9 protein-coding genes are annotated in these 12,098 nt (G+C 46.1%); 2 read left to right on the forward strand and 7 right to left on the reverse strand.

Annotated features, from left to right (window positions below; genetic code table 11):
- Positions 1-97 precede the first annotated feature (97 nt).
- From EL633_RS27520 to EL633_RS27530, 3 genes are all read right to left on the reverse strand, one after another.
- Positions 98-1,264, reverse strand: a complete 1,167-nt coding sequence (locus EL633_RS27520; protein WP_126630444.1) for an FIST signal transduction protein — start codon at positions 1,262-1,264, stop codon at positions 98-100.
- Complete coding sequence (locus tag EL633_RS27525) at positions 1,261-2,064, reverse strand: GAF domain-containing protein (RefSeq protein WP_126630445.1); 804 nt, start codon at positions 2,062-2,064, stop codon at positions 1,261-1,263. The genes EL633_RS27520 and EL633_RS27525 overlap by 4 nt, the downstream gene beginning before the upstream one ends.
- 69 nt (positions 2,065-2,133) lie before the next feature.
- Positions 2,134-3,147 carry a hypothetical protein gene (locus EL633_RS27530; protein ID WP_126630446.1) on the reverse strand — a complete coding sequence of 338 codons (1,014 nt, stop codon included), beginning with the start codon at positions 3,145-3,147 and terminating at the stop codon, positions 2,134-2,136.
- A gap of 575 nt (positions 3,148-3,722) precedes the next feature.
- Between EL633_RS27530 and EL633_RS27535 the strand changes: the two genes are divergently transcribed.
- Entirely contained in the window at positions 3,723-3,962 is a 240-nt protein-coding gene (locus tag EL633_RS27535; RefSeq protein ID WP_126630447.1) for a hypothetical protein, read from the forward strand.
- Between the two features lie 122 nt (positions 3,963-4,084).
- Here the strand turns inward: EL633_RS27535 and EL633_RS27540 are convergent, their stop codons facing one another.
- The gene (locus EL633_RS27540) at positions 4,085-4,636 is read right to left on the reverse strand and encodes a DsbA family protein (RefSeq protein ID WP_126630448.1); all 552 of its coding nucleotides are present in this window, start codon (positions 4,634-4,636) and stop codon (positions 4,085-4,087) included.
- A gap of 385 nt (positions 4,637-5,021) precedes the next feature.
- On the opposite strand from EL633_RS27540, the gene EL633_RS27545 reads away from it, so the two are divergent.
- On the forward strand, positions 5,022-5,918 hold the full coding sequence (locus EL633_RS27545) for a tyrosine-type recombinase/integrase (RefSeq protein WP_126630449.1): 897 nt from the start codon (positions 5,022-5,024) through the stop codon (positions 5,916-5,918).
- Positions 5,919-5,960: 42 nt separating this feature from the next.
- Here the strand turns inward: EL633_RS27545 and EL633_RS27550 are convergent, their stop codons facing one another.
- The 3 genes from EL633_RS27550 to EL633_RS27560 all read right to left on the reverse strand — a co-directional run bounded on the left by EL633_RS27550 (position 5,961) and on the right by EL633_RS27560 (position 11,657).
- On the reverse strand, positions 5,961-7,349 hold the full coding sequence (locus tag EL633_RS27550) for a hypothetical protein (protein WP_126630450.1): 1,389 nt from the start codon (positions 7,347-7,349) through the stop codon (positions 5,961-5,963).
- 158 nt (positions 7,350-7,507) lie between these two features.
- On the reverse strand, positions 7,508-7,867 hold the full coding sequence (locus EL633_RS27555) for a response regulator (protein ID WP_126630451.1): 360 nt from the start codon (positions 7,865-7,867) through the stop codon (positions 7,508-7,510).
- A 4-nt stretch (positions 7,868-7,871) separates the two neighbouring features.
- Positions 7,872-11,657 carry an ATP-binding protein gene (locus EL633_RS27560; protein WP_126630452.1) on the reverse strand — a complete coding sequence of 1,262 codons (3,786 nt, stop codon included), beginning with the start codon at positions 11,655-11,657 and terminating at the stop codon, positions 7,872-7,874.
- Positions 11,658-12,098: the final 441 nt, after the last annotated feature.

Below are 12,098 nucleotides of genomic sequence, written 5' to 3' on the forward strand. Positions count from 1 at the left end.
AAAATTGTCAGCGCCGCCGCCAATTTTCCACCCGGACACGAGAACAATGTGGTTGATGCCTGCGGCATCGACCAGTACGAAGTAGTTGCTTATGACATTAATCAGGCAACAGGCAGACTACCGCGGTACAATTATGGAAACCGCTAAACTGCCCTTCGGCGCGCACAACCTGTCCATGCGTATTACAGCCAACATAGCGTGTAGGACCCAGCAAGTGTTGTACAGAATCTAGCTCGGACTTGAATTCCTGACCCATTTTCAAGCGTGTGGCCACGCAATCGAAGAAGAGTGCCACGGCTGGTTGTTCACCGCCCATCTTCTGGAGCGCGGTCTTGGTAGCGCTTTCGGCTGCTTGTTTCGCCGACTGGATTGTGGCTCCCATGATGCAAATGGTAGAGCCAGTTGGCACATCAGCCGCACACACCACACTTCCATCAGGCTCGATAACCAGAGGCACACGCAACTTGTAGCCAATGCCCATATCGATGCCAACCAGATTGTGCAAAAAGAAAGAGATCGGCGCCGAAAGATCTAAAGCCTGTCCGGTCGCATGGGCATGAGCCTTAAATATCTCAACCGCTGGTTGGTCATCGACGCGAATGATGCGACTCCCATCCGACTCCGTTACATAGAAGGGCTGGCTATTTGGAGTCCAGCCATGGTTAGAACCAAGTCCTAAGGGCTTTTTCGAGCAGATCTCCAGGGCCACCGCGGCATCCTTGATCACCTCAGTACCATAAAAGACAGGTGTATACTGAAATTGAGCGTTATCACCGGCTCCTCCGCCCACAAATTGATAGGTTCCTTGTGTGAGCAGGGTAAGTTCTTCGATCAAGTTATCGGTATGACCAGCCATGGCGTCTGCTAACAGTATCGCGGTATGAAAAGGATATTCTTCCTCAAGTTCCTGACCACGAAAGCCTGCCGCCAGATGTTCCGCGGCGTCCGCTACATCTGATCGTATCGACTGCCCGAGCGTAGCGGTAAACTGCATCGTTGGAGAGCTAAGCGCCAGGGCACAGGCCAATCCTTCTCCTTGTTCAGCAGAAGTGAACTCACCAGCCGAGGAGCATCCCACCAGGAGTTGGGGATGACAGGTCTGATTGAGCGCAGCCAGTAGCGCGCTATGATCATAATGAGGCGAAGCAAAAAGCAACACCACTTCAGGAGAATCCGGCAAGGAGGAGAGTATTTGTTGGCCCAGGTCAACGCCCCCTTGATGGCTTTCGGTTAGCTTTGTCGATACAATTGCTGTTTGAGTCATCTTACATCCCTCTTTCCACTATGTGCAATTTCTTGCCCAACGCATTGTAATCGTGCCACCTGCTCAAACTCGAGCTCTAGCTCACCGCGCACACGTCCTTCCGCCTGCTGACGCGTCAGATTATAGTGACGGCTAGCGAACAACACACGTTTAACATACACTTTTTCCATCTCCGCCCGTTGCCAGGCCAAAGCTGGCATGGTACGCAATTTGATACATGATAGGGAATAGAAGTCACTTTGACTAAAAGCGAGGTTTAATAGCAAGGCATAGTCATGCACCACTTGCCAGCTAAAAGGATGCTTGAAGAACCCCGGCTGTGTACTGGAAACCATCAAAACGCCCGCCAGGTAATTACCACGCATAATCGGTTCAGCACAGGAACTTTGCTCATACAGATCTATATCGATAGGCCGATATTGTTGTCCATCAAGCGTGTCCCAGCGTTGCATGCGTTGCAATTCAGCGGCCCAACCGCCTAAATGTGTCCTGCCCCAGTAAACAGGATATTGAGCATTCATTGGCCAGGGAGGAGTTCCGTATAACGAGGTTTCATAGAGGCTATGGACACCATCCCCATGATCAGGCCCAACCTTTGCATAGCGAATAGCGATCCCTTGCTTACGCTCATCGAAATGGACAAGCATATATTCAAAAATCGCTTGCGCAATTTGCCATTGTCGATTCTCATCTTCGACATTCGCCAAAAGCTCAAATACTCGCTTATAAAGATCTTTCTGAATAGCAATCCCAAGAAAAGGACATACTTCTTTATTTTTAGTCACAGGCTTCTTCGCCATCTCCTATCAGCAAGAATATGTTCCATTTATGAACTATACCATATTACTGTCTGAATGTCGAAAGATACACTAATTAAATATGCGCTTCAACCATGCATCTACCTCATCAGAAGCCATTTCATGCACCAGATTTACGCGTGAGGCCAGAGATTCATGTAAAACAGGATACATATTAGCAGGCTCCCATTGAAAGGTCATGAATTTTTTCTCGATCATCAGAAATGGTATGCCATCCAGTTTTGGCAGATCATAGAAGCTAGCTGATCCAGCGAAAAAAAGGCCGCCAGGATAGTTAAAGCCAAACCGCTGATAGTCATAAGATCCCCGGGCACTAAGATAATCCTCTTTCGTGAGTTGATAGTTCTGCGCATAGCGGACAGCCTCGGGTTCGGTAGGCTCAGCATCCAGGTAGCCTGGACCCGTATGTTGGAGAATGGTGTCCTGAAGAAGCGCATAGCAATGATACATCACATCTTGTACACCAACCAGACATACGAGAAAACCACGTTTATTGAGTTGATCGAGAACCACAAGTTCCTGATCATCCAATAGCGATAACGTCCGCCTCAAATAAAAGGGGATTTCATCAGTATCAGCTAATTCATGCATCACATCCAGCAGATCCTTGCGACGCTGCCAGTACATACGCGCCTCTTTATCACGGCACAGCATCGTCATAGCCGCTGGTATGGTGAGAGGTAGGGCCGCATGGGCACGCATAGCCTCCGGGAAATGCAAAAACATTTCGTGGGCACTCAAATGCTCCTTCATACGCACATAATCTTTCAAACAACACAGTTGGCGGACCAGTAAATCTAACGTCCCATTCACAACGATTGATAGATCCCCTCCCATCTCGACCAGGCCACCACAAATCATCGCCAGCATTCCCGCACGAAAACTGTCGGAAGCAGTAAGAAGAGGGGCAAGATCATGTAAAACAGCATCTTTATCAGAAACCGACCGAATAGAATAGAGAAAAGATTGTACTTCTTCTCTAGCAAATACCTGCTTTCCAGCCTGTAATTCAGCCAGCTCACTCGGTTGTTGTAAGAATGTCATAAATGTAGGTCTACTATACATAAATACGCTCATTTCTAATCAGTACTTGATCTCAGTGTGAAGTCATATACAGAGATATAGAATATACTATCTAAGTTTTTTTGTGAAGAGTATCTATCTAACACCATATGCAAGTTTTCACATACCCACTCTTTTGAGGAGGAACATGGCGAGGCGGTCGCGACCGCCTCGCCATGTTCCTCCTCAAAAGAAGCGAGAGCCATAGGCGCGAGGTGTGAGGGATAAAAATTGCACATGGCATTATTTATTAATTTTCCTTTATTTACGCGACGATACCTTGATACCATGCATACATAGCACCTATTTTGGGAAGAGGGACTGGTCAGGAGGTGGGATTATCGCACGCTACGTAGAGAAACACTTTCAGCCTTAAAGGTTACGTATTGTACCACTTTGGCTTGTATTTCCGTATTAATTAATAGAGACTGTGATCTTTCTCTTAAAGGTTAACTAATTGATGGCTTAAAAAGTTATATATTAACCTTTTTACCACTTCGCATAAAATTATGCGAGGGGATACAAGAGGGATTCGGTTTACTCATTTTTGTAAAATAGAAGAAAAAGGTGAAGATAACATGGCAAAATCCACACTTCCATTCAATGACACAACTGATACAGATCCACAGGAGCAGTATTTCCGTGTGACCGATCAGATTCCTGAAGAGGTCTGGTACTGGGCTGCACTGGGCTCAATTATCGCTTCCGCGGTTCTGTTCATCACTAATAAGAGAGATTGGAGCATCTTTGTGGGTCAGTGGCCACCAGCATTCTTGCTGTTCGGTCTCTTCCACAAATTGCTGCGACCTTCAAAGTAGTACGCTACTACAGCAGTACTGTTTAAAACTCAACACACACAAAGAGACGTTCCAGGTTTTCAGGACCTGGAACGTCTCTTTACTTATCTTGAGCCAGTTACTCTATTCTTTGCCAGTAACTTTTATAAGTGTTTCTCTAACACCCTCTCGATAGCTTGTGCCATGGTTTCGACATCAGGTGTATCTTCATAGCGTACACCGTTGATAAAGAATGTGGGTGTGGCCGGCACGCCACTTTGATCGCCGCTTTCCATATCCTTACGTATACGCTCTATCTGATTTCCGTCCGTCATTGCTTGTATAAACAATGCACGATCAATTCCTAGTTGTTCGGCATATTTGACAAGATGTGCATCATCAAGTTCGTTTTGATGATCGAATAGAAGTTGATACATCTCCCAAAATTTTCCCTGGCTGGCTGCGATTTCTGCGGCTTCAGCTGCATGTTCTGCGTTTGGATGGGATTCCACTAAAGGATAATTTCTGAAAACAAAGCACAATTGGTCCTGAAATTTCTGTTGGAGCTTTTTAACGGTACTCTGCGCCTGACGGCAGTAGGGACATTGAAAATCACCATATTCGACCAGTGTAACTGGCGCGTCCAGCGACCCTTGAATATGATCGTGCGAGCTTACCTCTGGCACCAATTGAATAGCATCTGACGTATTCTCCATTTAAAAATCACTCCTTGCATCCTATACTCTATTACATACTAGAAAATTAGTCGCAAAATATAGCATTATTCATCTGCTCTTCTGCATGCATACCTGACACGACAGAACATCCATATTCGTGACAGTTTATGGCAAACCTGGAATCAAGGCCAGCCTCACACCAGAAGAAGTTCATCTATACGCAAGGTTTTTTTAAATCTCTGTAATTTCTATTACAAAATATCTATACAAAAATTTATTTTTGTTCAGAGTTGGTGAAGCCCACCTGAATTTTAATCATTTATTTTTCGTAGTTAAGTAATAACTACTGGTTACCTGCCTCGATATCTATAGAGTTGAACAAATTGCTATCACGAGTTGTACAGCAAGATTGTGTGGAGAAAAAATGAGCAATGTAACATTAAATATTATTCCACTTGACCTTCAAAGACACGAAGAGGTTGGTACTCTATTAGAAGAGTATAAAGAATTTCTCTTCGACAAAGCAGAAGGGACAACAGAATCTTACTTACGGACAATACGTCATCTGATCGGATGGCTTGCCTCACGTCCTGAAAATAATGGGCACTTCCAGCCCAGGCAATTAGTCAAACCGGCCGTTGAAGCGTACTTGTCCCATTTAGAGTCAGAGGGCTTGAGCATTCATCACCGGGCACGCGTCAAGTCGACGATCAGCAACTTTGCCAACTTTCTCATTGAAGAAAAAGGACTCCTGCAACGAAATCCTACTCGCGGTATAGATCTTCCTTCTATACAGCATTCCGCTTCACAACAACTCTCGCCGGACCAGCGCACTATTCTACGTTCGCTGGTTGAGCACAAAGGAGATTATCGGGGACGGGCGCTCTTTGCGTTGGGATATTGGGCTGGATGCCGTGTCAGTGATATCTCCTGGCTACAAATGAGTCATACGCATGTTGGTCCCAAGGTAGGCTGGCTGCGTGTGGGATATAAAGAAAGTCGGGAACGTGACATTGATCTATTAAACGGAGCACGTCAGCCACTTTATGAGTATCTAAAAAATTCGAGTAATCCACAGCGCACCTATGTATTCACTTCTCAGCGCAGTGAACGTTTGACCGAAGAAGGCATTCATTACTGGTTCCGTACCCTGAAGAGCCTGGCCAATAAGTCGCAAAGGGAAATGATCCAGGATCTTACCTTCAATGATTTACGCCATGATTTCGCCTATCGCGCTAGAGAAGCAGGCTGGTCGCTGGAAGAGGTAAGGGATTATCTCGGTCTGGTTGCGCATAAAGGGGCTCTATCTACCCTGTGGTAAAAATCCATCTTGTGAAAGAGCGTCAACGTGAAGGCTCGTATGTCAACGTAGCTTCTCACGCTGGCGCTTGTGCATGAATAGCTGAAGCATGGACTGTTTTTCATATGGAGTTGTGTCCATCATCAAAATTTCACCGACGGGTTTCGTCATTGGCAGTGTCCATTCATGGTTGAAGTCACCTGGTGCCTCTTCTTTGGTAAATACCCCTGAAAGTGCCTGATGAGCATCTGGATTATTACTCAAGTAGTAGAGTGTATCTTTGTACACCAGGACTGGTTTTAATAGTTGCTCTCTCTGTATATCTAGAATATTACCAAGCAAACTGGCACGGGCCGCCCCTACGACCTGTACTTTTACCTCTGGATGTTTATACGCGACACTGCTCTGACTCTGATTTAAGACGCCCAATCCGACCGTAGCCAGGACAATATCTTTCATGCTCCATTCCGCATATTCGCGACAGGCGTTATGGCCCCACTGGGATTCATCTTTAAAGCTCTGCCATTTTTGCCAGATGAATTGGGCCCAGGATTGGAGCCAGGGTTGGTATTGCGCTTTCCCTTTGATAATGGGATAGACCCAACCCTCGTGGACGGTCACCTCTTCACCAAGGTCGTAGAGGAATTTGACAATTGGCGCGGCCACCCATTCAGCGCCTTCCCATAAAACAGGGGGAAGGTTACGCAGCATTTTCTCCTGGACTGAGATACGCCAGACGCCAGGATAGGATTGATTATACTCAGTACCAGACATATGGATCGGCTCACCAAGACCAAATTCTTGTTGTAAACATTCATAGAGATAAGCCGTATGTTTTCTATATTTATGCAGATAATGCTTCTGTAATTCATGCGTGCTCAGTGATCTCTGCCAGATGATATCTTGCGCAGCATGCTGGTCAAAATGACATGCGGCCAAATCGGCGGCCCGTGGAATTTTCGCGTCCAGTTGCCCTTCATTCAGCAAGTCAACTAACTTCCAACCAATTTTTGCCGGACTAGCAGCGATCCGTACCTTCAAAGCTTTTTCCAGGTAGGCAATTGTCCCCAACAGGTATGTTGGATTATTGGTGGCCCCAAAATTCCATTTCGTATTATAGGGAAATACAATGGTAACGTGCTGCCGATCAACGCCAGCGTCTTTCTGGCTGGCCGTAATAGAGATGGCCTCATTCCTTTTGCCAGCCGGTAACTTGCTCCCTTCGGGATAGCGATAGGTGGCACTGACCGACCATTGTTCACGCGCAGCATTCACAAAGGCTTCATCAGGTATCACACCCGTATCCCTGGTAACCCAAAGATAGCTCAGTCCCAGGGACAGCGCTTGCTCACAGAGGCAGGCTAAAGTGGCATCCAGCACCTTCTGGACACAATCAAATTGATTGACTTTTTTAATGAAGAGCCCATTTTTACAGAATATTCCATGCTTCATATATATCACTTCAAGCTGAATCAGACAGCAACTGCTTACGCCTAAAATATTTAACTATTTACATGTAAAACGCTTTATATGTCCGTTGAAATATCTCAGGAATAGAGCTCTCATGACCATATGATCACAGAGGATCAAAAGGATAGAAGAGAAAAAACCTAAATGTACTTCTCTATCTTCTCTACCAATTCATCCAATTCGAAGGGCTTGCCAATAAAATCATCGGCACCCGCCTCTCTGGCAATCTTTTCAGTGTCTTTGTTAGCCGATATCAAAATGATGGGAAGGTTTTTGGTGGCTGGCTGACTCTTTAATGCTAAACAGATATCCCGTCCATTCCACCCTGACATCCAGATATCCAGTAACAGGAGATCAAATTCATCATGTTGAATATCGTGTACTTTCGCACCATCAATGGTGGTTTCCACCTCATAACCGAACTCTTCTAGTATTAAGGTAATGGCATCGAGGATGCCTGGATCATCATCGGCTACAAAAATTCTTTTTTTACGACTCATCGAATTACACCCTCCCCCTCTCAGTTCTACCCTCAATCGCTAACATACTATCCGCATGCTCAAGAGGCAATGAGAAAGAAACGGTCGTGCCCTTTCCTTCTTCACTCTCCACCCAGATTGAGCCATGATGCCTTTTCACGAATTCAGCAGAAATATAGAGACCTAATCCCAGACCAGGATAAGTAGTCTGATTCTCTCCTTCAACACGGAAAAAACGCTCGAAGACCTGTGTATGACGCTCTTTAGGAATCCCAATACCAAAATCCTGAATAGATGTCACAATATCATTCTCCTTGCAAGTTGTTCTAACAATAACTTTTTCTGACTGTGGAGAATATTTAATTGCGTTCGTTAATAGATTAATCAAAACTTGTCCGATCCGACTCCGATCACCACACACTATCACAGCTTCCGCTAACTCCAACATAATGGTGTGCCTGGTAACGGTACGCTGAATGTCTTCAGTGATCTCATAAATCAAATCATTGAGATCAAAGAGAGCGTTTTGAAAAATCAGTTTGCCACTTTCTATTTTTGTAACATCTAGCAGGTCTTTGATCAGACCCGTCAATCTGTCTAATTGCCCATCCATTTTATGCAGCAACTCTGATGAACGGGTATCCCCACTGTGTTTAAAACGACGTTCTAGCAATTGGGTATATGCCTTCAGGCTGGTAACAGGCGTCTTTAGTTCATGACTGGCGATGCCAATAAACTCATCTTTCTGTTGCTCAAGCCGCTTCTGCTCGGTAATATCTGTGCTGGTACCAAACCACTGCACAATTGAACCTCTCTCATCGCAGATTGGCATCATGCGTGTAAGGAAAGGGCGAAAAACAGTATCCGCCCCTCTGAGAGGAAAGACCATCTCAAATGGCTCACCACTGGCGAGAGAATTTTCCCATCGCTTACGCACAGAGGGAAATACGTCTGGATCATGAACGCATTGCCAACCGTCTCGATCCATCTGTTCTGGAGTTGTTCCCGTATAAGTATACCAGCGAGAATTAAACCAGTAGATCCAGCCATCGGGAGTAGCCATCCAGACAAGATTGGGAATATTTTCGGCCAGCGTTCTAAAGCGCTCTTCACTTTCTTTGAGATGCTGCCGTGCTCTCACCTGCTCAGTCACTTCAAAGGCATGGATCAAAATATTTTCGACCCGGTCATCTTCATCTTTAATGGGATGAGCTACAAAATTGAAATATGCCTGCGTTGAAATGCCATCGTTGGTTCGCTCAAAACTGGCCGGATATTCATTAGCGACAAAGGTTTCTCCCGTCGCGAAAACGGTATCGAATATTTCATAAATTCCCTGTCCCGCGACTTCAGGGAAGACATCCCGAAAGGCACGGCCAGAGAGCTCTTTTTCCGTCCGATTAAAGACCTTCTGGTACAGTGGATTAGCCAGGGTGTAGACATGCTGTGGTCCTTCTAACACCGCGATAGCCGCTGGTGCCTGCCAGAATAAACCATATAGGCGCTCACGTTCAATCCGGACCGCGGTTTCGGCTGTATTACGCAATCGGACCATCTGCAGGTGCGTCCCTACGCGCGCTAATAATTCACGGGCACTGAATGGCTTAATCAGATAATCGTTCGCACCCGCTTGCATACCCTCAATCTTCGCTTCTTCTCCCGCGCGCGCCGACAACAAAATAATGGGTAGGGTACTGGTCTCTGGATCACTCCTGAGCGCATTCAGTAGCTCGACCCCATCCATTTTTGGCATCATCACATCGGTCAAAAGAATATCTGGCCGATATTCTTTTACAGCTCGCAATGCGGCTAATCCATCGGGAACAGTTTTCACTTCGTAATGCTGTTTCAACAAGCGGCTAACATAGGCGCGCATATCAGCATTATCATCAGCAAACAGAACACGTCCGCCTGGCTTCTGTTCGGCAACGACAGCGCCCTGGTTATCAGGTGCCGGAGACAGCGTATCCATAGCTCCCGAGACAGTCAATGCATCATCCTGCGAAGGAAAGAGCCAGGTGGCCTCACTGAGATATGTCTGGGTATTGACCGCTGTTGAAGTGGACGGAGCAGCCTTACCAATATGATCTTGTGGCAGGTGGGCCATGCCTAATGGCATAGTGACGGTAAAGGTACTGCCTTTCCCAAGGACACTTTTAACATCGATGCTTCCTCCATGGAACTTCACCAGTTCTAGCACAAAGGATAATCCAATGCCGGTACCCTCATGCGTCCGTCCTTCAGTACCACGAACCCGGTGGAAGCGCTCAAACATATGCGGGATTTCAGCTTCAGGAATGCCTACACCTGTATCACTCACCGCCAGGGTAACAGCCTTATCATGCTGCCGCAGAGTTACGGAAATTTCTCCCTGGAGTGTATATTTAAAGGCATTGGAGAGGATGTTCAGGACAATTTTCTCCCACATCTCCTGATCAATATAGACCATTTCTGAAAGAGGAGGACAATCTACCGTCAACTTGAGGCCAGCTTTTTCAATCACCGAACGGAAACTACTAGCCAGATCTATAGTCATGGTTGACAGGTCCGTTGGAGTATAAAATGCTTGCAAGCGCCCTGCTTCAATACGCGAGAAATCCAGCAGCATATTGACCAGCTTTAACAGGCGCAACGCATTGCGATGAATAATCTCCATCTGCTCATGCTGCTCTACATTCAAACCAAATTGACCCGAAAGGGCCTCGCGCACTGGTCCCAGCATCAACATCAACGGAGTCCGAAATTCATGCGAAATATTACTGAAGAACAGCGTCTTGGCACGATCAATCTCAGCCAGTGCTTCAGCCCGCTTACGCTCTTCTTCATATGCCTGAATATTGGCAATACTGGCCGAGATCTGACCCACGATCAGACGAATAAATCCTTGATAGCCTTCATCAAATAAACGTAGGGGATTAAGACCGACGATCAGAGCTCCCAGCTTACCATTCTGCCCCGATTGCGCAATCGGAATAACGGCGGCTTGATGCGGAGGAATAGTCCAGGCACCCGTTGGTAAGTGCTCAAACAGACTATCCAGTTTATCAATCACACATTCCTTCTGCATTTTTATGGCTTCAGCAAAAGGCCAGTCCTGGGTGGCATCGAGCGCGATCCTATCCGGCATGAGGGCATGATCAGCAGGAACACCAGAGCTACCTGCCAACACAGCCGTTTGCTTGTCTGGATCCAGCAGGTATAACATGGAGAAAGGAATATCATGCAGATTATGTTTCAGGCTTTTCACACTGAGATCACAAATCTCATCGATGGTCCGCGCCTCAGTAGTTGATGCCGCCAACAAGCGCAACAGACCTAACTGGCGCTCATTAATGATGCGCTGTGTATCATCGGTATTGGCACAAATAATACCACCCACACCACCATCATCGCCTGGTACCGGGCTATATGAGAACGTATAGTAGGTCTCCTCACGATAGCCATAACGCTCCATAATCAGGAGCAAGGACTCATCATAGGTACCTTCATTGGTTTGTAATGCAGTCTCAAGACGTGGCTCTATTTCGTGCCAGATCTCTTGCCATACCACCGAAGTAGGCTGGCCAAGCGCGCGTGGATGCTTGCCGCCCATGATCGCTTTATATGGATCATTATAGAGCGTAATCAGCTCCGACCCCCACCCGATCCAAATAGGCTGCCGAGAGGTAAGCATGACACGTATAATTGTTCTCAGGCTTTGAGGCCAGAATTCAACTGGACCAAGTGAGGTCTTTGACCAATCAAACGAGCGAATGCGCTCACCCATATCCCCACCACCCGCCAGAAAATCAAAGGATGCAGTTTGCGGCATATCTGGTTTTCCCCTCGGGATCTCTACGTCGTTGTATTGTTTTATGAGAAATCTTTGCAGGATGAATTTCTAAAATCTTCATCAGTCTATCATATTCTTTGAACAAGGGGAAGCATAGCAGCTATCCAGAAAAGGGAGTTGCGCCATCGTTGGAAAACTTCTGCGCCGTGCTCATAATCATTTTGAAAATAACCCTCAGAAAATTTCAGATAGTTTCAGGCATTATTATAAATCATTTCAGATCTACTATGGCCTTGATCCGCAGCATCACTACCAATTTCAGAAAATTTCAGCATACATTTGCCCGTTTAGCTGCAAATAAATTTCATGTAATCTAACATATTCAGTGTGACTATCTAAATCAAGGCTCCTTATCTATGAATAAGCATATGAATTAATCTGAAAATACCACTGAAATTGCCCCTTACATGTCTTGACTTT

Origin of the sequence: Dictyobacter alpinus (assembly GCF_003967575.1) — a bacterium.
Taxonomy (GTDB): domain Bacteria; phylum Chloroflexota; class Ktedonobacteria; order Ktedonobacterales; family Ktedonobacteraceae; genus Dictyobacter; species Dictyobacter alpinus.

Excerpts from the sequence above, each read along its gene's own strand:
- EL633_RS27520 (WP_126630444.1), bottom strand. The coding sequence starts at position 1,264 with ATGACTCAAACAGCAATTGTATCGACAAAGCTAACCGAAAGCCATCAA.
- EL633_RS27525 (WP_126630445.1), bottom strand. The coding sequence starts at position 2,064 with ATGGCGAAGAAGCCTGTGACTAAAAATAAAGAAGTATGTCCTTTTCTT.
- EL633_RS27530 (WP_126630446.1), bottom strand. The coding sequence starts at position 3,147 with ATGTATAGTAGACCTACATTTATGACATTCTTACAACAACCGAGTGAG.
- EL633_RS27535 (WP_126630447.1), top strand. The coding sequence starts at position 3,723 with ATGGCAAAATCCACACTTCCATTCAATGACACAACTGATACAGATCCA.
- EL633_RS27540 (WP_126630448.1), bottom strand. The coding sequence starts at position 4,636 with ATGGAGAATACGTCAGATGCTATTCAATTGGTGCCAGAGGTAAGCTCG.
- EL633_RS27545 (WP_126630449.1), top strand. The coding sequence starts at position 5,022 with ATGAGCAATGTAACATTAAATATTATTCCACTTGACCTTCAAAGACAC.
- EL633_RS27550 (WP_126630450.1), bottom strand. The coding sequence starts at position 7,349 with ATGAAGCATGGAATATTCTGTAAAAATGGGCTCTTCATTAAAAAAGTC.
- EL633_RS27555 (WP_126630451.1), bottom strand. The coding sequence starts at position 7,867 with ATGAGTCGTAAAAAAAGAATTTTTGTAGCCGATGATGATCCAGGCATC.
- EL633_RS27560 (WP_126630452.1), bottom strand. The coding sequence starts at position 11,657 with ATGCCGCAAACTGCATCCTTTGATTTTCTGGCGGGTGGTGGGGATATG.